The organism is Sorangium sp. So ce295 (assembly GCF_051527405.1).
Classification (GTDB): Bacteria; Myxococcota_A; Polyangia; order Polyangiales; family Polyangiaceae; genus Sorangium; species Sorangium cellulosum_B.
Genome location: NZ_CP150324.1, coordinates 9820084 through 9842642, shown reverse-complemented (window position 1 = coordinate 9842642; position 22559 = coordinate 9820084). Strand labels below are relative to the sequence as shown.

Annotated in this window: 13 protein-coding genes; 6 read left to right on the top strand and 7 right to left on the bottom strand. The window is 69.0% G+C overall.

Translation table 11 applies throughout. The annotated features are described in order from the left end of the window. Positions 1-252 precede the first annotated feature (252 nt). From WMF11_RS37380 to WMF11_RS37355, 6 genes are all read right to left on the bottom strand, one after another. Complete coding sequence (locus WMF11_RS37380) at positions 253-981, bottom strand: DUF6748 domain-containing protein (RefSeq protein WP_437974158.1); 729 nt, start codon at positions 979-981, stop codon at positions 253-255. A 583-nt stretch (positions 982-1564) separates the two neighbouring features. Next, on the bottom strand, positions 1565-2197 hold the full coding sequence (locus WMF11_RS37375) for a class I SAM-dependent methyltransferase (protein ID WP_437903954.1): 633 nt from the start codon (positions 2195-2197) through the stop codon (positions 1565-1567). Positions 2198-2208: 11 nt separating this feature from the next. Continuing rightward, entirely contained in the window at positions 2209-3177 is a 969-nt protein-coding gene (locus tag WMF11_RS37370) for a LysR family transcriptional regulator (RefSeq protein WP_437974157.1), read from the bottom strand. Between the two features lie 100 nt (positions 3178-3277). Beyond that, the gene (locus WMF11_RS37365; RefSeq protein ID WP_437974156.1) at positions 3278-9274 is read right to left on the bottom strand and encodes an AAA family ATPase; all 5997 of its coding nucleotides are present in this window, start codon (positions 9272-9274) and stop codon (positions 3278-3280) included. Positions 9275-9845: 571 nt separating this feature from the next. Continuing rightward, entirely contained in the window at positions 9846-11075 is a 1230-nt protein-coding gene (locus WMF11_RS37360) for a glycosyl hydrolase 53 family protein (protein ID WP_437974155.1), read from the bottom strand. Between the two features lie 221 nt (positions 11076-11296). Continuing rightward, positions 11297-14581, bottom strand: a complete 3285-nt coding sequence (locus tag WMF11_RS37355; RefSeq protein ID WP_437974154.1) for a glycosyl hydrolase 115 family protein — start codon at positions 14579-14581, stop codon at positions 11297-11299. 1116 nt (positions 14582-15697) lie between these two features. On the opposite strand from WMF11_RS37355, the gene WMF11_RS37350 reads away from it, so the two are divergent. Continuing rightward, positions 15698-16339, top strand: a complete 642-nt coding sequence (locus tag WMF11_RS37350) for a hypothetical protein (RefSeq protein WP_437974153.1) — start codon at positions 15698-15700, stop codon at positions 16337-16339. 63 nt (positions 16340-16402) lie between these two features. Here WMF11_RS37350 and WMF11_RS37345 read toward each other — a convergent pair whose 3' ends face one another. Beyond that, positions 16403-17386, bottom strand: coding sequence for a phosphotransferase family protein (locus WMF11_RS37345; RefSeq protein ID WP_437974152.1), 984 nt, complete (start codon positions 17384-17386; stop codon positions 16403-16405). A gap of 387 nt (positions 17387-17773) precedes the next feature. On the opposite strand from WMF11_RS37345, the gene WMF11_RS37340 reads away from it, so the two are divergent. From WMF11_RS37340 to WMF11_RS37320, 5 genes are all read left to right on the top strand, one after another. After that, on the top strand, positions 17774-18493 hold the full coding sequence (locus WMF11_RS37340) for a hypothetical protein (protein WP_437974151.1): 720 nt from the start codon (positions 17774-17776) through the stop codon (positions 18491-18493). A gap of 150 nt (positions 18494-18643) precedes the next feature. Further along, complete coding sequence (locus tag WMF11_RS37335; RefSeq protein WP_437974150.1) at positions 18644-19642, top strand: ABC transporter ATP-binding protein; 999 nt, start codon at positions 18644-18646, stop codon at positions 19640-19642. Further along, on the top strand, positions 19639-20475 hold the full coding sequence (locus WMF11_RS37330; protein ID WP_437974149.1) for an ABC transporter permease: 837 nt from the start codon (positions 19639-19641) through the stop codon (positions 20473-20475). The genes WMF11_RS37335 and WMF11_RS37330 overlap by 4 nt, the downstream gene beginning before the upstream one ends. 36 nt (positions 20476-20511) lie before the next feature. Continuing rightward, positions 20512-21318 (top strand): ABC transporter permease, encoded by an 807-nt coding sequence (locus WMF11_RS37325; RefSeq protein WP_437544348.1) that lies wholly within the window; start codon positions 20512-20514, stop codon positions 21316-21318. Positions 21319-21676: 358 nt separating this feature from the next. Then, on the top strand, positions 21677-22501 hold the full coding sequence (locus tag WMF11_RS37320) for a hypothetical protein (protein ID WP_437974148.1): 825 nt from the start codon (positions 21677-21679) through the stop codon (positions 22499-22501). The last annotated feature ends 58 nt before the right edge of the window (positions 22502-22559 follow it).

Genomic DNA, 22559 nt, shown 5'->3' with positions numbered 1-22559 from the left:
GTCGCGTAGAGCGACAAACGGGTTGAAGCCGCACGCAAACAGCGAGAATTTGAGACGCCAGAAGACGCCAAGAGGCGCCAGAAGACGCCAAGATTTATTCTCTTTTTGGCGTCTTCTGGCGTCTCTTGGCGTCTTGGGCGGCGGCCTCGCTCAGCTCGACCTCGATGACCGCTGTTGACCGGCGTGGCCGCGGGTCATGATCTGGTTCGTTGTGGACGCGGCGCGCAAGGAGCACGAGCCGCCCCGCCGGCGTCACTTCAGGCGCAGGTAGAACTCCGCCACGCCGAGGCGGTTCATCGAGCCGGCCGGACCGGCGGTGATCGCATGTTGACCGGCGACCAGCAGACCGGGCCCGGACAGCGCCTTCATGCCGCCGTCGACCTGCTTTTCCGTGGCCCCGGACGCGGACAGAAGATCGAGGCCGTCGAGTGAACCGCTCAGGTTGGTGTTCAGGCTGTGCTCGGAGAAGGAGGGACAGGGGTACGTCACGCACACGATCCCGCTGCTGTCGACCCGAGAGAAGTGGCCCTTCGGCGCATTGCCCGTCACCCCGAGCCAGATTTCGCTGGCGATGAGGACGTCAGCCGGCCGCGACTGCAGGTCGCCCAGCTGGACCTGCTTCAGGCCGCCGCGGACCAGCGCCTGCCCGGCGCCGAACGCCTCTCTGGCTTTGGCCTCGGTCGAGCGATCGAGCCCGAGCCCGGACAGATCCAGCTCGAACATGTGGCATTCTTCTTGCCAAGTTCCATCGGCGCAGCGGGTCACGCTGGTGTTGACGCGGGCGACGAAATGGCCGCCGCACATCGGCGCGGCACATCTGCGGTAATCAGGACGGGTCGCGATGAAATAGTCCGCCACGGCGACCTCGGCCGCGGCCAGCGCGCCGACATCGTCCTCGACGTCGAGCTCGGCCTGGGCGAGATCTCCGGCGACGCCGCCCTCGCGCGGGGCTTCGCAGGCGAGCGCTGGCGCGGCCAGCACGCCGAGCAGGGAGAGCAGCGAGAGGCGATGATGGGTGAGGTTGAACATGGGTGTTCTCCAGGAGCGGACACAGGTCGACGTGGATGCGAGCGCCTCGGCCGGTCCGCAGGCTCGAGGCGCCTTCATGGGCTTCCACGCGTCGAGGGGGCGAGCTGTCGCGAGCGCGGTACGCCCCTGCCGCCCTGCCACCTGCTCGCCGTGCTTCGCCCGGAGACGATCGCCTCCAACGAATGAATGTAGTGTGCTAGCAGACCTGCCGAGTGAAAAGCTGGTCGGAGCAAGAATTCGACGAGCAACGAAGCGTCGCGAAATCGACCTGAAGTGACGTAGATTGTAGGGGACTGTCCCCCAGGCTCATCGGTGCTTTACGGAGAGCTTGACGAACTATGCTGGTACGGGATCGCGCGGTTCCCGGCCACGGTTCCCGGCCGCGGTTCTGACTCGGATTTTGCCGTTATTGTTGCTCGCGCATCCCGTCCCCCGTGCGCCGTCACCGAGCGCCGCGCGCCGCGGGGAGCATCCGATCTGCGATCGGAATCAGGGTTGGCTGGTCGCATGAGGGTCGGTCGCAGCGAGCTGCGCGCTACCTCGGCTTCTTCGCCACGACGAACGCAACCATCCTCCCGCCACCAACCTCCCGCTCCTCGATCTCGACGAACCCTGCCTCGCGCATCTCGCGGAAGATCGTCTCGCGATCGTAGCTGTGGACGGCCGGCGCCTTCCCGAACCAGCGCATCACCGTGATGATCGCGCCGTAAGGCACCCAGGTGCCGCCGAGGCAGACGTTGGATGAGATGAACGAGCCGCCGGGCTTGAGGAGGTCGAAGATGGTCTTGAGGGTGCGCCGCCGATCGGGGACGAGGTGCAGGATGGAGTAAGCCCAGGCGCTGTCGAAGTGCTCTGGCTCGTACGGGGTAGGTCCGTCCAGCGTGCCCTGGCGAAAGGTGACGTTGGTCGCGCCCTGGGCCTGCTTCTTCTGGTTGGCGATGCGGATCATCTCGCCCGAGACGTCCATCGCGTGGATGTGGCCGGCGCTCGGCGACATCTCCAGGGCGAGCGAGCCGGTGCCGCAGCCGATCTCGAGGACCGTCGAGCCCGGGCGCAGGTGCTCGCGGGTGATGGCCTTCTTGCGCTCGAAGGCGGTGACGTTCGCCACCGGCTTGGCGGCGTACTTCTCGGCGAGGTCGTCCCAGAACTTGGCGTCGGCGGTCGTCATGGTCGACGAATCTACGCACGCGGCGCGCCTGCGCCCGGTGCAAGTTCGTGACGCAGGGGCGCAGTTTCGCGACACCCCTCGGCCTCGCCGCGAAACAGCGCCGCGCGCGCTGTCAGTGCCGCGGTGATGCCCTCGCGCGCGGCCCGCAGGCGCGCGTTGTCCCGGAGGTCGCGGTGGCTGAGGAGCCAGAAATCGGCGAGGTGGCGCAGGTCCGGCTTCGCGAGGCGCTGCAGCCCGGGCTCCGGATCGCCGGCGTACGTGGGTAACATCACGAAGCCGAGGCCCGCGTGGGCGGCCTCCATCATGATCGCCATCGACTCGAACGTGCCCCAGAGGGGAACCTCGGGATAACTCGACGACGCGACGAGCTCCTTGACCATCCTGTTCACGGTGGATCCGAGCCAGCGCGCGTGGGGCGCGCCGCGCTCAGGGTCGAGCCGGGCGGCGTGCGCGGTCGCGACGTAGTTGCAGAGGGTGATGGGGACGAGCCGCCGCCCGATCAGGTGCTCCGGCGGGGACGCGCCGGGCAAGAGCGCGCGCACGGCGACGTCGGCCTCGCGCTTCGACAGATCGAGGTTCTTGGCGTCGGCATCCAGCTCGAGCTCGATGCCGGGATGCTGCTCGCAGAGGCCGGCCAGGGCGCGGAGGAGGATCTTCGCGATGAACGGGTCGGTGCAGGTCACCCGCACGGGCCCCTCGAGCCGCGCGTCTTGCCCGGCGAGGCCGCGCTCCAGCGCGGCCATCTCCCGCTCGACGCGCTCCGCCCCCGAGACCATCTCGTTGCCCGCGTCCGTCAGCTGGTACCCGTCGCGGTGCCGGTCGAACAGCTTCACACAGAGCCGCGCCTCGAGGGCCTCGACCCGCCGCGCCACGGTCGAGTGGCTCACGCCGAGCATCGCGCCCGCCGCGCGGACGGAGCCCGTTCGAGCGAGCGCGAGAAAATGGCGCACGTCATCCCAGTCCACGACGACCGCCAGCATACCCCTCGCGGGCGGGCGCGACAGATGCAGATGCAGACACGAGCCGCCGTGACCGAGGGCGCCGGTGCGCCGCGGGTCGACCTGGCGGCCCAGGCGCGCGTCAGGAGGCCTGCGAGGAAGAGGACCGAACGACCGGGGGCTCGAAGGAGCGGGAGGCGAGCGCGCTCTTCGGCATGAGGAGGACCAGCATGAACGGCCGGTGGCCATCGCGCTCCTCCCCGGTGAAGCGCACAAGGGCGTCACCGCCGCGGGCCCGGAGGTTCGCGCGCACGATGTCGAGCCCGACACCTCGACCGGCTACTTGACCGATCGTCTCCGCGGTCGAGACGCCGGACAGGAAGATCTGGTCGGCCAGGGCTTCATCGGGCAGCCCATGAACGCCCTCCCGCCGACGCAGCTTCTCGAGTGAAAGTCCGCTGCCATCGTCGAAGATCTGCAGCTCGAGCGCGCGCGTTCCGCTCCGCACGCGAACATCGATGCGGCCCTGCGCCGGCTTGCCGGCGAGCTCTCGCACGTCAGGCATCTCGATGCCGTGATAGAGGGAGTTGCGAAAGCACTGAACCAGGATGTTTTTCACGAGTCCCGTCCAGTCGCTGGCCAGCTGCGCCTCGGCCTGCTCCGTGAGCACCGCGGGCGCGGGCTTCCCGAGCTCGGCGGCCAAGCCCGGCAGCATCTCGCGCGTCTCGTCGACCAAGCGCGCCACCGACGTAGGGTCGAGGCGCGCGAGGGCTCCACGCAGTTTGCGCACCAGCTCCTCGGCCGGGTCGGTGGGAGCGGCCGTCGCGACCAGGCCCCGGATGTCGTGAAGGACACCCTCGCTCCGTTCATCCAGCCTCTGGATCACGGCCGTCAGCCGTTGCTGGCAAACCGACTCGTACTCCGCGACCGTTCGCTCGACGGCATCCAGTTGCTGCAGCAGCTCGTGCCTGTCGATCGGCCGCTCTGGCTCCCGGCGCAACGCCTGGCAGGCGTGCTCCGCAGCGTGCAGGCAGTCCACGAGGTGCGTGAAGCCGTGCAGGCGGGCGTTCCCTTTCAGGGTGTGCAGGGTGCGCAAGGCGGCATCACAGAGCTGCTCGGAGCTCTCGACCTGCAGCCCGAGCGCCGCGCGATTCACGGCGAGCAGCTCGCGACAGTCGACGCAGAACGCTCGTGTGGTCTCGACGCCGCGATCGAGCGCCTGCACGATGATGTCGACCTCGCGCTCCTTGTTGCGCGCCGCTTGCCTCAAGCTACGCAGCAAGGTCACGTCGCGAACCGTGACCAGCAGGCGCTCCACCTGGCCCGCTTCCGACTCGATGAAGTTCCAGGAGATCTCCAAGAACTGAGGTTTGCCGCCGGGACCCGTGCGCTCCACGTCACGGATCAGGTGATGGGTGTTCAGCGCCGCCAGCCATTGCTCTTGACCGAAGGCGCAGCTGAGCGCTGCCTCTGCCGCGCTCCGCGCGTCCGGTCGCACGCTGGAGCCATCGAACAGCAGCGCGAGGCAGTCGCGACCGGCCAGCTCGGCGTGGCCGAGGATCTCCGCCAATCGTCGAGAGTATCCCGGTTCGACGCGCCGGTTCCGGTCGATGGTGAAGACGCCCTCGTCCAGATTGTCGAGCATCGAAGCGATCTGACCGTTCTTGAGCGCCAGCTCCTCGGTGCGCTGGGCCACGCGTCGCTCCAGGCTCTCGTAGAGCTGGGCGTTGTAAATCGAGATCGCCGCCTGGCTGGCGATCACCTGCAACGCGGCCAATCGATCGAGCGTGAAAGCATACGCGCTGACGTTGTTCTCCACGTACAGCGCGCCCAGGACGTCGCCCTTGCGCATGATGGGAGCGCACAACACCGAACGTACGCCCCGCCTTCGAACTTGCGGGTCCGCCTGGAAGGCGCCGGCCTTCGACGCGTCGTCCAGCGTGACGGCCTCTCCCGTGCGCAGCACGTAGCTGACGACGGTGGGGCACAAGAAATCGGCTTCCGAGTACTCCACGCGCTGCGAAAGGTTCGTGATCGGGCGCTCGACGTGGGCGCGCGCCTCCACGTAGTACGCGCGATCGGCGTCGTCTCGCAAGACGAGGCAGCCGTGCTCTGCCCCGGCGTTCTCGATCAACGTGGCCATCAATGCGGCGAACAGCCGCTCGGTCTCGACCTCGACGAAGATGCTCTGCGTCGCCTTGAGCAGGGACGCGCTGTCGAAACCCTGGCCGGCCACCATCGCGCCGCGCGGCGTCGCGATGTCTCCTCTGACGGCATCCGCGAGCAAAGCGGGGTGCTCACGCGCCAGCGATTCGAGCTTCGCCGTGGCGCCCCAGTCCGCGTAGAGCCGGTAAGCCGTCTCCAGGCATGCCCTGGCGTGAAGGGGCTCGTCCAGCGATAGCCACATCTGGGCCTGGTGCTCGTGGACGAGCGCCCGCAAGTGGATGAACCCGTCTCCGGCCGTCCTGATCGCGTCGCGGTAGCGGGCGAGCACGACCTCCAGCGGCTGCCCCGTCACGCGCGCGTGCTCGGCGGCCAGGAAGTGAGCCTTGTGAGCGAAGTTCTCCGAGCACAGACGGGACCAGGCCTCGAGCTGCTTCAGGTTCTCCTCGACGACAGCGAGCAGGGCCTCCCGCGCCTCCGGGCCTCCTTCGCGGCACGCCCTCGCCGCCAGCAGCCCTTCCAGGAGCTTGTAATCGGGGAGCGAGAACTGCCCCGACGCGATGATCAAGAACTCCCGGGTGAACTCCATCCACTGACGCGCCGAAGCGAAGTCGCCCAGGATGAAGCTCGTCATCATCTGGGCTTGCCCGTAGGCGTAGCTGTACTGGGTGCTCTTCTCGGCGACCACCACGGCGGTCGCTTCGTTGTCGGCCGCGGCGACGGCCTGCTTCTCCGATTCGCGCGCCGTCAATCGAGCGACGGCTCGCTCGACGACCAGCGCATCGACCAGCTGACCTGCCGCCGAAATGTGCGTCAGGTACCGCCGCAGCTCCGCGACCTGCTCGCGGCAGGCCCGCAGCCGCGCGCCAACCAGGAACGAGCGCTGGGCGCGATCGTTCTTGGCGTAGGCGACGTGCTGCAGGTCGCCGAGCATGAGCCCGCTCTTCTCCCCTCGGTCGTAGACCGCGAACAGATCCCGGTAAGGCGCCTTCCAGTGCGCGAGGAAGCCCACGAACACGAAGCACACGCCCGACTCGACCGGGGTCGGCGAGAAGCGCTTCAAGAGCTCGAAGGCAGCCAGGCCGATGCGATAGGCGGCATCGTAGTCGCCCAGCATCGCGAGGAGGATGATGCCGCAGTCAGCGAAGTTCTTGCACGAGACCGCGTTGACGCCGCGGCATAGCGCCAGGTCGAACATGATGAGCTCCGCCAGGAAGAACAAGGGCGGATAGGTCTGAAACGCGGGAGGGATCACCTGGGCCAGCAGCTCGAGGACCAGGCGCGACTCTGCGTCCTCTGCCGTCGGGAGAGCCGGCAGGCCCTCGATCGTCACGCGCGCCAGGTGCGCTTGCAGCTTGCCGATCCCCGCACCGATGCCCTGGTTGATCTCGTCGGGCGCCTCCGGCAAGCGCACGCCGAACTCGGCCAGCGCCGCGCGCACCTGGGCCACGGCGTCCAGCATTCGCCCGCCGTGCTCGAGGATCCGGGTCTTCAAGACATGAACTCGGCCGCGCGCCAGGCGGTCGGGGGCGACCCTGAACGCCTCCTCGCAGAGCGCTTCGACCTGCGGATCCGCCAGCACGAACGCCGTCTCGGCGCGCGCGAAGATCGCTCGAAAGGCCAGATCCGGCGAACACTCGCTCTCGCAGCTGGCCAGCAGCTCGACGGCGATCTCGGCGTGGGTCCCCGCGATGCTCCACGCGCCGCTCTGGAGCGCCTGGTGACTCGCGGTCAGGTTGAGCTCCACGAGGTCGAGGTGCTCTCCTCGGTCATGGATCACGCGGCGAGCGGCGTTCAGATGATGAAGGACCTCGAAGATTCGACTCGGCGCGCGATCGCCCCGCAGGCGCTCGCGCAGGATCCGTCCGATGCGACCATGAGCTGCCACACGCTCCGCGTCGCTGGCGCGTGAGAGCGCCGCCTGCTGCACGCGCGAGTGTTCGAAGGCGTACGATGCAGGCTCGTGGCTCGGGCCAGGCGCTGACGGATCCTCTCGCGCCTCGACGGAGACCTCGGACAGGAGATGATGGGCCAGCCCCTCCCGAACGAGCTCGAGACAGGCCGCGAGCGGTCTGTCCACGGCCTCCGACAGGGTCTGCAGATCGAAGCGCATGCCGAAGCACGCTGCGGTAGACAGCAGCCTCGCCGCATCGGGACCGAGGTCCTCGAGGCGATCCGCCATCAACGCGCCGACATTGTCGCAAGCGGGGTGCGCCTCCGCGCGCTGCACGTCGGCGGACCATCGGCCGCGCTCGACCTCCAGGCGCAGGATGCCCTGTCGATGCAAGGAGACGAGCAGCTGACCGATGAAGAACGGGTTACCGTCGGTCTTGCGCCTCACGAGCTCCGCGAGCCCGCGGGCCTCGGCGACAGGCGCGCGCAGCGAGCGAGCCACGATCTCCGCGACCGCCTCGGCGGACAGCGGCCCGAGCGGCAATGTCAGCACGACCTTCTTCGCCCGGTGCAACGCCCCCTGCAGGCTCAGGAGCGTCGGTACGTCACTGACGTCACCGCCGCGGAACGCGGCCAGCGCCATCACGTGACTCGAGTCGGGATTCGTCAGAATGGCAGCCAGCACCTCGGCGGAGGCGGCGTCGAGCCACTGAGCGTCGTCGAGCACGAAGGCGAGCGGACGCTCCGGCGTGGCGAAGATACGGATGAAGGAGAGGAAGACATGCTGCAACCGGCGCTGCGCCTCGATGGGGTTCAACGCGACGATGGCCGTGGAGGGACCGGTGACGCAGGAGAGCGCCGGCACCAGCTCGGTCAGCATGCTTGCGTTGTGCCCCAGCGCCGCGGTCACGCGCTGCCGCAGCTCCGTCAGCTCGGCTTGGGAGAGCGACAGCAGGTCCCCTGCCAGGCGTCGTAGCACCTGCGCCAATCCAGACAGCGGCACTGCCTGAGATTGCTCCTCGAACGCCGTCGACAGCAGGCGCGCCGGCGCTCCGGCGTGCTGTCGCAAAAACTCCGCGAGCACGGCGGACTTGCCGATGCCCGCGGCTCCTGGCATGAGCACGAGCAGCCTCTTGCCGGCGCACACGTCGTGGAGGGCGCCTCCCAGCGCCGACAGCTCGGCGTCGCGTCCCTGGAGGTCTCGACTGACCATGAATTGACTGGAAACGTCGTTCACCCCCAGGACGACGGCAGGGAGGGTCTGCGTTCGCCGGAAGCTCTCACAGAGCGTGGTCAGGTCGCTCAGCAGCCCGTGATCGCTCTGGTAGCGCTCGTCAGGGTTCTTCGCGAGCAGCTTGGACACGAGCTGTGCGAGGACTGGCGGCATGTCGGGCGACAGCTCCGTGACGAGCGGAGCGCGCTTGGACACGTGCGCATGAGCCCAGCCGATGGCGTCGCTCGCCGCGAACGGCAGCTGGCCCGTCAGCATCTGGAAGAGCGTGACGCCCAGAGAATAGTAGTCTGCTCGGTGATCAGGGCGACGGTTGAGGCGGCCCGTCCGCTCCGGCGCGACGTGGGCGAGCGAGGGCGCGGATTCGAAAGCGGCGCCGCTCGCCGCGTCCCCGGAGACCGCCAGGAGATCGGCAAACTCGACACGTCGAGTCTCGAGATTGACCAGGAAGCTGCCATGGCTCACGTCTTCATGAAGCAGCCCCTGCTCGTGCAAGCGATGCAGCAAGCGAGACATGCCGAGCGCGAGCTCCAGGCACGTTCCGACCTCCAGACCCTTCGCGGGAATCTCGAGCGGCGCGCCTCCGAAGTCCTCCATGATGAGCGAGAGCTCGCCGTCCACCTCGCGCACGCCGCCGTCGATCGCGAGCGCGCCGATTCGACGCCACATCTGCAGCTCGAGCTCCAGGACCCGGCGCGGCTGGGCGACTTCGTCCCGGAGCGAGTGCAAAAGGACGCTCGCGCCGGACGTCGCGCGGCGCGCGCGCCGCCAGATGCTGCGCGGCAGTACGGCCACGGTCTCCGTGATCTGATAGGCGTCCTCACCGTGGTGCGCTTGACTGTTTCGGTTCATTGATCTGCGTCCCGCTCGCTTTCGTCGACCGACGCTGGTTCTGCCGTGTGCTCGAGAGCGGCGCTCCCCCTGATGGCTGAAGGACACAGTGCTTCGTGACCCCCCTGCCGGGAGCCGCTCCCCCGCTGCGCCCCCGTCGCTTCCCCGCTCTCCTCCTGGCGCCTCCCGAGGGAGAAGGGTCGGCGGCGCGCTCCGGCCTGACGACGAGAACTCGACGAACCAACGCAGGGAGAAGGAAATCCAAAGCCTTCCGAAACGTCAAGCGCCAACTGCGGGACCTTGCCCCGGCCGGCGGCCCGTTCGTCGCTGCGATCTGGCGCACCCTCGTGAGAAAAAGCGACGCTATATCAACGACTTGACCCATGCATCGAAGGACGCCGCCGTCACGCCGCAGCCTGCGGGAGCTCGTGCCTGCCGTGCGCTCGGGCGCGGCGCACCCTGCGCGCTGCTCGCCGCCCGCCGCACCCTCTACCCCGCGCGAGCTCGGCAGCCTCGGCGACGGGCTCAACGCCAGGAGATACGTGCCACGGTGATCGTGAAAGGGGGCCCTCGGGAGCCCCACGAGCTCGCTTTAGAAGTCCCGATAGTCGACCTTCATCTGATCGTAGGGAGCGATCATGCTCTCGATGACATCGCCGTTCGGCGAGAAGATGCGCTCGTGCCACTCGGTCGGCTCCCAGATGAAGGTGCCGAGCCCGCGCTTGTCCGGAATATTGAACATCAGGTCGTTGGCCGCGCGCTTCTCCCACGAGTACTCCGCCACCACGAACTTCAGGTCGGGATAGCGCTTCACGAGATCATCGAAGTTCGCCTTCCACCCCGAGGGCGGCCCCTGGTACTCGGTGTAACAGGACTGGCCGAGCACATCGAACTCGACGCCCTGCCCGAGCACCCCGTCGACCCACCAGCGCGTCGCCGCGTTGTCGTCGCAGCGGTCGAGGTGCAGCATGACGGTGATGGTGTCGTCGGCGTCCTTGACGCCCTGGATCCCGGCCTTCAGGAGCGAGCCCAGCCCCTGGAACGCCTGCCCGGTGACGAAGCCGTCAGGCCACAGCAGCCCCTGCGGGATCTCGTTGCCGATCTGGACCATGTCCGGGCGCGCGCCGGCGGCGCTCAGCTGCTCGATCGCGTCCCGCGTGAACTCGCGCATGGCGCTCGCCAGCGCGTCGCCCTCGAGATCGGTCCAGGCGACGGGCTTGTGTTGATCGTCGGGGTCGGCCCATACGTCGCTGTAGTGAAAGTCGAGCAGGAACCCCATGTTCGCTCGCTTCACGCGCCGCGCCATCTCGATCGTGTGCTCGAGATCGCAGAAGCCCTCGCGCGAGTAGGGGTCGTCGTCGACGGCCGCGTCGGCGTACACCGCGGTGGGGTCGTTGAACAGGCGCAGGCGGATCCAGTTGAACCCGTGCGCCTTCAAGATCTCGAGGATGTCCTTCTGGACGAGCTCACCCGTCCGCGGATCGATGTCGCGGAACACCTTGCCTCCGGCCTCGCGCTCCTGCACCCAGGAGATGTCCGCGCCGAGGATGAAGCCCTGGGGCGCGCCAGGCGTCCCGTCGCCTCCGCTCCCGCCCGTGCCCGCGCCGCCGGCGCTCGCGGAGGTTCCACCCGCGCCGCCGGTGCTCGCGGAGGTTCCACCCGAGCCAGCTCCGCTGCCGCTCGTGCTGCCGCTCGCGCCGCCCGCTCCGCTCCCCGTGGACGCCTCGGCGCCCGTCGATGCGGCCTGACCGGCGCCGCCCCCGCCGGCCGCCCCGGCCCCCGAGCTCTCACCGCACGCGGCGAGCGCCGGAAGCAGCGTCACCACACCCATCCATCCCAGCGCCTGTCGCAGCATCCCTGACCCCGGCGAGGATCCTACCATCGGCCATTCGCGCGATCACGGCGCACGAAGAGGGCGCGTCCACGATCGCGGCGCCGCCGGTAGAAAGATCCGCTGTCGATAGGCGCCAGGGCGCAGAAATGACGAGAGCCCGCCGCGCAGCACGTGCGCGGCGGGCCCTCGGACTGCTCACAGACGATGGTTTACTGCTGCTCCGGCCCCTTGCCCATCCAGTAGCTCTCGGGCGGGCCCAGGAGGCTCTCCTTCACGCCACCGGCGTCCACCACGATCTTCTGGACGATCACGCCCGGATGGACCATCCACACCTTCAGCGTGTGGTCACCCGCCGCGGCGATCGTGTGCTTGGTGCGCATGATGTTGGCGTTGTCCGAGGTGTGCCGCTCCCAGATCTTGTTGCCGTTGCCGTTGAGCTCGACGGCGTGGCTCGTGTTGACCCTCTGGACCTGGCCGTCGTCGAACGACACGGCGTACTGCAGGCCTTCTTTCCAGTTCTGGAAGTTGTTCCTGGGCGACACGTAGACATACACGTTCACCGGGCCGCTGCTCGTCAGGTGCATGTCGTACTCGAGGCGAGGCGACGCGCCGCCGGGCTCCTGGGCCTCGGCCGTCACAGGGAACGGCGTCACGCCCGACCCGGTGCGCCCGATGTCCGGGAGCAGCTTCCACTCGACGTCATCCGTGTTGACCGCGCGGCTGAAGTGATCGGCTTCCATCGAGACATAGCCGTTCGCCTCGATGAAGCGGTTCGGCTTCCACGCGACCTGCCGCGGGTCCTCGACGCGGGCCGTGACCACCACCGAGCTCCCGTCCGAGCCCGTGACCGTGATCGGGACATCGACCGGGAACGTCTGGTTCGTGGGGATCATGACCCAGTCGACCCTCACCGTCGCGCGCACCTCCTTGTCGACGACACCGTGGCTCGGATAGACGTTCAGCCACGGCGGGCACGGCGTGTTCGCGGCCCAGCCGGTGGGGCACTCGACCGGGAGAGCGACGTCGATCGCGTACTCGAGGGGCTCGCTGCCGCGGTTGAACACCTCGATGTACTGCTCGGGCTGCGTCTGATACCGGCTGAACGCGGGCAGCACGGGGGTCACCGTGGTCCCGTCGCCCGCGCCTTCGCCCGTCCAGAAGTTGCTCGATCCGTCGATCGCCACGCCGAGCTCCGCCGCCGCGGGGACATCGATCGAGACGAGCTCAGGCCAGATGAACTCCTGGATGTTGTTGTACTGGTGCTCCGGCTGCTGCCAGGACGGGTTCCCCGGCGCGCCGTAGCCGATGTGCGGCTGCGTCTGGAAGCCTTGCCACTTCCCGTCGGCGAGATCGTGATTGTAGTAGTAGGAGAGCGCCAGATCGTCCTGGAGCCGCGCCTCGGCGACGGCCGCCATGTCGTTCGTGGCCGCGCGCCCCTGCGCCGCGTAGAGCTTGTTCTTGAACCCAGCCAGGCGCAGCGCGTACAGGTTGGCGGTCGCCTTCACCTGGTAGAGCACGAGCTGGAAGTAGGCGTCCTGCGCCTCCTCCGGCAGGAGCCTGGCCGCGAACTCCGCCTGCGACGCCAGCGCCTCCCACTCCTCCGTGACGCTCTCGAGCTCACGGTAGTTCGTGAGGCTGAACGGGCTCGCGCCGTCGTCGTACGTGATGGCGGCCGTGTCGGGATCCGGGACGTCGGTCGTGGGCGCGCTGACCATGAGATCGTAATCGACGGTGATCTTCCGGTTGGTCAGCTCCGGCTTGCGATCCGACTGCAGCAGCGCGTAGCTGTGCAGGATGTCGGCGATGATGTCCGCGTGCTCGGAGCCGAACTGCTGCTCGGTCCACCGCCGCTCCCAGTCGCCGATGCGCTCGACCGGCCAGCGGTCCGGGTTCCACGCGTAGTCGAGGAAGAACTGGAGCGGGAGCTCCTCGTTCTTGAAGTCTCCGACGTTGACGACCCAGAGCCGATCCACGCCGTAGTTGTAGGCGAGGTGGAGCTGCTCCCAGACGTTGGGCAGGAGGATCGTGTCGACCCACTTGTAGTTACGGCCGCCGCCGACGTAATCGAAGTGGTAGTAGAGGCCGAAGCCGCCGGCCCGCTCCTTGCCGAGCTCCGGCAGGCGCTTCATGTTGGACCAGTTGTCGTCGCAATAGACCACCGTGACGTCGTCCGGCACGTCGATGCCGGCGTCCCAGTAGCCCTGGATCTCCTTGTACAGCGTCCAGACCTGGGGGATGGTCGTCACGTCCTTCCCCGTCACGTCGGCGAGGATCTTCCGCTGGGACTCGACGATGTTCTTCATGAGCGGGATGCCGTCCGCCGGGGGCAGGCTGACGTCGCCGGGGCCGCGCATGCCGAGCGTGACGACGCCCTCGATCTTCTCGTCGACCATCCGCTGGATGCCCTTGGTCCAGTGCTTCTTCAGCGCCTCGGAGTTCACCGAGAAGCGCCACTCGCCGGTGCCGCCGTACGGATCGTTCCCTGGCTTGGTGATGGTGCCTGCCGCATCCCTCTGCGCCGCGACCACGTGGCGATTCCACTCCTCGATACCCTGCATCATCGGGGCTTCGTGCGAGGTCCCCATCACGACGCCGTACCGCGTGGCCGTCGCGTGGTTCTCCGGGTCGTCCTCGCCGAACGCGCGGCCCCAGACGGCCGGCCAGATGTAGTTCGCCTTCATGCGGAGCGCGACCTCGAAGATCTTCTCCCAGTAAAGGTGGTTGAGGCCTCCGGGGAAGCCCTCCGCCTTGCCCGGCCCGAACATCTTGGCCGCCCAGTTGCCCGTCGCGGGGTTCTCGTCGTTGATGAAGAACCCGCGGTATTTCACCTTCGGCTCGCCCTGGGTGTGCTGCCCGGGGAGCACGAAGAGCGCCTGCTTCTTCTGGGCCGGGACGTCGTCCCACCAGTACAGGGGCGACACGCCGATCTGCGAGGAGAGGTCGTACGCGCCGAAGATGGTGCCGCGCTGGTCGCTGCCGGCGATGACGAGCGCTCGGTCCACGCCCTCCACCGGCTGCTCGACGATCTGCGTGACGAACGTCTCCCACTTCCCCGTCAGGCCGGAGACGTCGAGCCGCTCGTCCGCCACCAGCTGATCGATGATCGGGCTATTGCCCACCGTCCCGACCAGGACCACTTCCTTCGCCGACGCCGGGATCTCGTTGTTGACGGCCGCGGCAGTGCCGGTCACCCGCTGGATGTCCGCCGCGAGGTCGTCCACGACGCGGTTCACGCCCGCATAATCGCCCTCGCTGACGACCAGCGGAGCGACCTTGCCGCCCACGGCGAGGGGGAAGCGACCCGCTCCACCTTCGGTTGAAACGTACTTCTCCAGGGAGCCCGTCACCGGGTCGACCGGCGACACGGGCGTCTCGCCGGGCGGGCCCTCGGGCCCCGGCTCGCCGGGCGCGCCGGGCGTGCCGGGCGCGCCCGGCTCTCCCGGATCGCCCTTCGCTCCATCCGACCCGCAGGCGGTCAACGAAGCGAGCGACATGGGGAGCAGCAAGCAGAGTAGCGAGGATCCGATTCGACCCTTCCTGATGACCATGCGTGCGTAACTCATAACGGTGTTTCCCTCGTTGATGCGGCTGACCGGCGTCGTCGACGCGCCCGCGCTGGACACGGGCCGTGACCTCCGGCGCTGAGGCCGGGCGCTCCTATGCAATCGTCCAAATCCCTGCGGCGAGCCGCGCGATCGTGATCGCGATCCCGGTGATCACGAGGCCCTTGACGCCCGGACACGGTCCGGCGCGGAAGGCCCCTCGCTGCACGCCGCGTCGCCTGCAGTCGGGCTGGGTTCCGTGGTCGATAGTTGTTGACAGATGAAGCTCGGAGGCAGAGTTCGCCTGCTCTGCACGAGTTGGCTGGGTGTCACCCAGGTTGCACCTCGCTGGTGTGGCCCGGGGGAATTCCCGCAGCACGCCGATCTGATCACGCAATCGCCTCGATTTTTCGGGTCGGCATCCGTTTTCGTGATCGTGGCGCACGGGGGACGCCGCCATGCGTCGAGGTGGCTGTGACCTGGTGCGCGCATTTCCTGGTTTACGGCAGCGGTGATGAGTGACGGTGTTTATGAAGCTCCGCTCGTCGATGGGGAAGAAGCCGTTGTTCTGGTAAACGATGTTTCCCTGAGCATCTGCAACCGTCGAGAGCGACGCCGTAACGACATTCAAAACGCCAAGATGCCGCGTCCGTCACGCTGCCTCGAAGTGGACAAGGATAAGTAAGACTCATTACAAATTAAACCAAGGGAGGGGCACAGGCAAGCTGGCCCGTTCCGCCGCGATACTGCTTCGAGAACAGCGCCATTGCAAGAGGAGGCTTTGGGGGCTCCAACAGGGCTTCGAGGCACGGAGCTGCGTCATTATGTGCCGGGTGGTGGCTCTGATGGCCCGTTTGTGCCATCGTGGGTCAGAGGCAAGCCCTGAAGGCGGCGCGTCAATTTCATGGCGCTTCGGGCGACGTCGTCCCGCCGCTGTCCGCGTGCGGGTGAGAGCTGGAGCCGCGGAGCGCAGCGGCGTCGCCGCGATGCGAGGACGGTGTGGCGCGCCGCTTGCCTTGCGCCATGCCTGGCACAACCTCCACAGGCTCGTTGGGAAAGGGCAATACCATGAGAGCACATCGCGTCATTCAAGGAGCGCTCCTGCTGGCAGCGGCGCAGCTTCCATTCGTCAGCGCTTGCGCTCGCGTCGTCGAGGGCTCGGACGGCGCCGAGGCCGAGGCGGAGCCGGACAGGGGCGACGACGCGGATCCCGGGCCGGACTCGTCCGACACCACGTCGGGCGGCGGCGTGGATGCGCCTGATCCGGCTCTCGATCTGTTCGCTTGCGACTTCGAGCCGAGCTGTCAGCCGGTCACGATGCACGCCTATCCGATCCCGCCAGAGGCGCTCCCGTGCGCGGCCAAGCTGGTGACCGGAGGCGGCAAGGGCGTCCTCCGCTCGATGCTCGCGCCTGGCCCGTACGTCGACGAGACCGAATCGCTGATCTTCGTGCTGGGCGACGGCACCGCGCTGGTGCAGACGCGCGAGAGGCACTGCGGGCGCGAAGGGATGGAGTGCGGGCCGACGGTGGTGTGGGAGGGGCCGTCGCCGCATCAGATCTGCGACCTCGTCGTCTCTCCGGACCTCGAAGCGGCGTGCGAGGAGGACACCGAGGGGTGCGGCTGGTGGCCGTGGGCTGACGTGGCGAACTGCCGGGCCGTCGAGGAGCACTCCTGCGAGGACGTCGCCGCCCTGCTCGCGGCCGGGTGAGCGCGGCGGGGCGCGCCGACTGCGGGCTGCCGCGCTCGCCGGCAGTGACCGGTAGATCGTGCTTCAGAACGGCCAGATCGTCTGTTCCAGCTCGGGCAGCGAGGAGACGCGGGACTCCCAGCCTTCGAGCCTGAGCTGGAACCTGAGGTTGCTGTACCGGTGCAGCAGCGCGAGGGCCATCAGCGTGCGGCTCAGCGCTGGGCCCAGGTCGGCAGGCGGGTATCCGCAGGCGCCCAGAAAGGCGCGCTGGAGGTCCGCGCTGCCGGCCGACAGGAAGAGGCACGGGCCCAGGAGATCGTACTCGGGGGCTCCGAGGCACGCGTCCGCGAAGTCGATCATGCCGGTGATGCTCCACCTCCCGCCCGCTCGGGTCACGAGGAGGTTCTCCGGCGTGTATTCGCCGGTCAGCAGGACCGGGACCACGGACGTCGGCAGGAGAGCGCGGGCAGACTCGAGGTAAGCCGGGATCTGCGAGACAAGGCGCTCGGGCAAGCCCATTCGCCGGTGCCGGCCCTCGCATCCGGCGATCTGGCGCTCCAGGAACGCATCCCAGCCGAGATCGATGCTCTCCAGTCCAGCGGTGGGCAGCGCGTGGGCGGCCCTCATGATCTCGCCGACGCGGGCGAGCGCCTCGGCGCGCTCCGCGCCGCTCATCGCGGGCCAGGCCTCTCCGAGCGTGCGCCCCGGGAGGCGCGAGATCACGAGATAGGGCCAGCCTTCGAGCTCCGCTTGCCAGAGGGGCTCCGGCGTGGCCACGGGGACGTTCCCGTGGAAGCGCCCCAGCGAGAGGCGCTCGGCCTCGAACTGGTGCCGGAGGAAGGGCGGGAACAGCTTGATGATCTGGCCTGCGTCGTTCGAGACGACCACGTTGGTCCCGTGCGCGAAGGCGGAGAGCCCGCCCGACGAGAGCGCGTGGCGCTCGCACACCGCGCGGATCGCCGGGAGAAAGGCCGGGAGGTCGGCGCGGATCCGGTCGAAGCCGCCGGGGCCGTCGAACGATGGGAACAGGGATCGATCGCCGGGGGGCGCGCTGGGGTCGGGCGGCATCGAGGCGGAGGGTACCGCAACCCGCGCGCGCCAGCGTGGCCATCGCGGAGCTGGGGCGCGCGTCGCGTTCTCCTGCCTCCGAACGTTTACGTTTACGTTTACGTGGTCGTGGTCGTGGTCGTCGACGATAGGCCGTGAACGACCACGACCACGACCACGTAAACGTTCACGTTGGTGACCGATGGTGGGTGGCGGAGGGCGGGCGGCCCGCTGACCAATGCCACCCGAGAAGGGAACCGGCGCCGGACGTCGCGCGTAACCCACGCGGAGGCGCGCTGCGCCGCCAAGCCGTGCGCGCCACAGGCGCGGCGCGTTGCATTTCACCGCGAGAAAGGCGTTCTTATGAATCGTCATGCGATGGTTTTCGCTGCGGGTTTCGTCGCGTCCGTGAGCCTTCTCGGCGCCCTGAGCGGGTGCTCGAGCGCGAGCGGCGATCTCGACGACCTCGACCTGGAGCCTGCGGCCTACGCCATGACCAGCGACGTGGCGCTGTGTGATGACAGCTCGGGATCCGCGTGCGTTCCGCGCGACGAGGCCCCAGCTCCCACCGACCTCGGCGGGGTAGTGGCGGAGCCGACCGGGATTTCGCCGGACGACTCCGCACCGTCGGCCGTTCCGCCCGGCGCCGCGTGCCCGCCGGCCCCCAACCTCGGTACGTGGGGCGGCACGCCGCTGGCGACCGCGATGGGCAACATCACGGTGCAGCAATGCACGTATACCCCTGGCTCGTACGTGTGCTCGAATTTCGCGAACGGCTTCTGGTGGCAAGCGCAGCAGAACGGGCTCAATGCAGCGATCTTCAGCTTCGGCTGCACGAACGTCGGACACGCGATCAACGCGATCCAGACCGACTGCACGGGCTGCGCCTCCGACATGCAGCGCTATTGCCTCGTCGAGCCGCAGACCGGCGCGGCCGTCGCGTGCTGGGTGCAGCGGGGCGGCGCGCCGGCCGTGCCGTCGTTCGTCTACGACACGCTCCAGGCTTGCTACCCCTGGTACCGGGCGTGCATCACCGCGGGGAACTCCCGCAATCCTCCGGGCGTGCTCTACGCGACCTCGAACGACTACCGCTACAGCCGCTATTCGCCGCTCGCGAAGCCGGAGTGAGGGCGCGGCAGGGATCGCAAGCGGGCAGGCTCAGCACGTAGGCCGCGTTCTCGGCGCTGGCGGCTCGATCGAGATCGGGGCCCGCGGCGCTGGCCGCTCGGCCGAGGTCAAGTATGCTCCCGGGCCGCCCGTGAGACCCTGGCCGCCGCCATGCCGCTGATCGTCGTCGAGGACCTCCGCAAGGCGTACCGGGTGGCCGAGCGCCGGCCAGGCGCCCTGGGCGCGCTCGCCGGGCTCGTGCGCCCGCGCTACCGCGCCGTCGACGCGCTCGCGGGCGTCTCGTTCTCGCTCGAGCGGGGCGAGCTCGTCGGATACATCGGGCCGAACGGCGCCGGCAAGTCGACGACGGTCAAGATCCTGGCGGGCATCCTCGTGCCGGACTCGGGCCGATGCGAGGTGGCCGGCCGCGTCCCGTGGCGCGAGCGCATCGCGCACGTGGGGCGCCTCGGCGTCGTGTTCGGCCAGCGCACCCAGCTCCTGTGGGATCTGCCGGTGATCGACTCGTTCGAGCTGCTCCGGGACATCTACCGCGTCGGCGCGGCCGAGCACGCCCGCGCGCGCGACGAGCTCGTCGCGATGCTCGATCTCGGGCCGCTGCTCGACACGCCGGTGCGGCAGCTCAGCCTCGGCCAGCGCATGCGGTGCGATCTCGCGGCCGCGCTGCTCCACGCGCCCGACCTGCTCTTCCTCGACGAGCCGACGATTGGCCTCGACGCCGTCTCGAAGCTCGCGGTGCGGCGCTTCGTGCAGCGGCTCAACCGCGAGCGCGGCGTCACGGTGATCCTGACGACGCACGACATGGATGACATCGAGGCCCTCTGCTCGCGGGTCATCCTCATCGCCGGGGGGCGGGTGCTCTCGGACGGCTCGCTCGAGGCGCTGCGCGCGCAGGTCACCGCGGAGCGCTGGCTCATCGTGGACCTGGCCGACCCGGCGGCCGAGATCGACGAGCCGCGCGCCGAGGTGATCCGCCGCGAGGGCGCCCGCGTGACGCTGCGCTTCGACCCCGCCGCGATCTCGACGGCGGAGCTGGTCGGGCGCGTCACGGCCCGCACCCCGGTGCGCGACCTCCTGGTGCAGAACCCGCCCATCGACGAGATCGTGGCGCGGCTCTACGGCGAGGGCGGCGAGGCGGGGGCGCCGCCGTGAGCGCGCCGTTCGAGCGCTTTGCGGCCAACTTCGCCGCCTGTGCCGCCGTGTTTCGGGCGCGCTGCCGCGCGCTCCTGCAGTACCGGGCCGCCGCCGCGGCCGGGTTCGGCACGCAGCTGTTCTGGGGGTTCATCAAGGTCATGGTGCTCGAGGCGTTCTACGGGAACGCCGTCTCGGGCGCGCCGCCGCCGATGGCGCTCGGACAGGCGATCACGTACACGTGGCTCGGACAGGCGTTCTTCCAGCTGCTGCCGTTCTCGACCAACCCCGACCCCGAGGTGCGTGAGCTGATCCGCACCGGCGCGGTGGGCTACGAGCTGGCGCGCCCGCTCGATCTTCACGCGCTCTGGCTCGCCCGCGCGCTCGCCGCGCGCGTCGCGCCGACGCTGCTGCGCGCGGTCCCGATGTTCGCGGTCGCGGTGCCGCTCCTCGGGATGGGGCTGCCGCCGTCGCTGGCCGCCGCGGGCGCGTGGGCGGCGGCGATGGTCGGCGCGACGGCGCTCGTGGGCGCGTTCGCGACGGCGGTGACGTCGACGATGCTGTGGACGACGTCCGGCGACGGCATCGCGCGGATCGTGCCGTCGCTCGTCCTCGTCGCCTCCGGCATGATCGTGCCGCTGCCGCTGTTTCCGGCGTGGATGCTGCCGTGGTTCGACGCGCTGCCGTTCCGGGGCATGGTCGACGCGCCGTTCCGGCTCTACCTCGGGCACCTGCCCGCGGGGGCGCTCCCCGGCGTGCTGCTGCACCAGGCGCTGTGGACCGCCGTGTTCGTGGCGCTCGGCAGGGCGATGGTCGCGCGCGGCCTGCGCCGGCTCGTGGTGCAGGGCGGTTGAGGGGCGAGGCGAGGGCGAGGGCGAGGAACAGACGAGATGTCGCTCGATGCAACGAGGCTTTACCTCCGGCTCGCCGCCGCGTCGCTGCGGGCGCAGATGCAGTATCGCGCGTCGTTCGTGATGTGGTCTGTCGGGCAGTTCATCACGGTGGGCATCGAGCTGCTCGGGGCGTGGGCGCTGTTCGACCGGTTCGGCGCGGTCCGAGGGTGGCGCTTCGCGGAGGTGGCGCTGCTGTTCGGACTCGTCAACGTCTCGTTCGCGCTCGCCGAGTCGTTCGGCCGCGGGTTCGACACCTTCTCCGGGATGGTGAGGTCGGGCGATTTCGATCGGCTCCTCCTGCGCCCGCGCTCCACGGCGTTCCAGGTCGCCACCGGGGAGTTCCAGTTCCTGCGCGCAGGGCGGCTCGCCGTCGGCCTCGTGATGCTCCTGTGGGCCGGTAGCGCGCTGAGCGTGGGGTGGACAGCGGCCAGGCTGGCGCTGCTCGCCGGCGCGATCGTCGGCGGGGCCTGCGTGTTCTACGGGCTCCTCGTGCTCCAGGCCACGCTGTGCTTCTGGACGGTCGAGTCGCTGGAGATCATGAACGCGTTGACCTATGGCGGCACGGAGGCGGCGCAGTACCCGCTGACCCTGTACCGCGACTGGTTCCGGCGCTTCTTCACGTTCGTCGTGCCGCTCGCGTTCGTGAGCTACATCCCCGCGGGCGCGCTGCTCGATCGCCCCACGGTCCCCGCGCTGCCCGAGGCCGCGCGCTGGGCGTCGCCGCTCGTGGGGGTGGCGTTCCTGCTCGTGTCGCTGCGCATCTGGCGGTTCGGGGAGCGGCGGTACCAGTCCACCGGGTCCTGAAGCAGCGGGCGGGAGGCCAGCGCAAAGGGCAAAGGCCGCCGCGCTGTCAGCAGGCGCTGTCAGGTGTCATCGATCGCTGACAGCTGTCGATGGTCGCTGACAGCCGGAGGCGGTACGCGGCGGCGCGCTCCCCAGGAATGCGGGCGCGGCGGGCTCGGCACGCTGGCTGCAAAGCGTTGACGTGTTGACGCGTTGACGTGTTGACGTGTTGACGTGTTGACGCGTTGACGCGTTGAAACGCCAGAGCGCCAAAGCGCCCCGGCGTCCAGACGGCAGCGAAGAACGGGCTTCGCGCGCTGGATATCAACGGAAACCGGCGAGGCGGCACGCGCCGCCGCGTCGACAAGGAGGATGTTCCATGCTCTCTCTCAACAAGACCTTCGGTCACCTCGGAATGGCTCTCTGCAACTCCACCCTCGCGCTCTCGCTCCTCGGCGCCGCCGCGCTGATGCCGGGCTGCGTCGCCGGCACGGACGAGCCGGGCGACGGCGCGGACGCGCTGGGCGACGGCCTGGACGACAGCTCGGGCGAGGCCGAGGACGTCGGTGAGGCCGAGTCGGCGCTGGGGGTGAACGACGTGGGCGTCATCCCGGCAGGCGCGTGCCCCTCCAATTTCGATCAGATCTCGATCTTCATGGACGACGAGGACACGAGCAACGGCAACGATCACGCCGGCTGGATCGGCGCGACGCAGAGCGGCAGCAACACCAGGTTCGTCTTCTGCCGCGTGCCGGGGAGCTTCTTCAAGCCGCTCGACAGCGGGGAGCCGTACGCCGTGCTCAGGCTCGGCAGCGCCTGCCCCGCCGGCTCCGAGGCGTTCTCGCGCACCTTCGACAACGAGGACACGTCGAACAGCAACTCGTCCACGGGGAACATCTTTCCCAACACCTCCACGCAGAGCCCCTCGAAGACCACGCTCGGGTTCTGCCTGTTCCGCGGCAGCGCCGGCGCGATGATCGGCTTCCCGAACCTCGGCTTCAGCTACGGGATCCTGGCGCGTGCACACCTCTCCGACAGCCAGCTGGACGGCTGGATCATGACGGACGACGAGGACACCTCGAACGCGAACGGCATGTCGTTCTCGTGGATGCCGTTCGACTGGGCCAAGACCAGCGACGCCCTCGACATCGTGAGCAACGAGGCCGACTCCAAGACAAGGCTGCGCACGGCCCGCGTGCAGTGAGATCCGCGCCGCGCGGGGAGGGCCGCGCGCGATAGCTTTCGCCGGGCGATCCACGTAC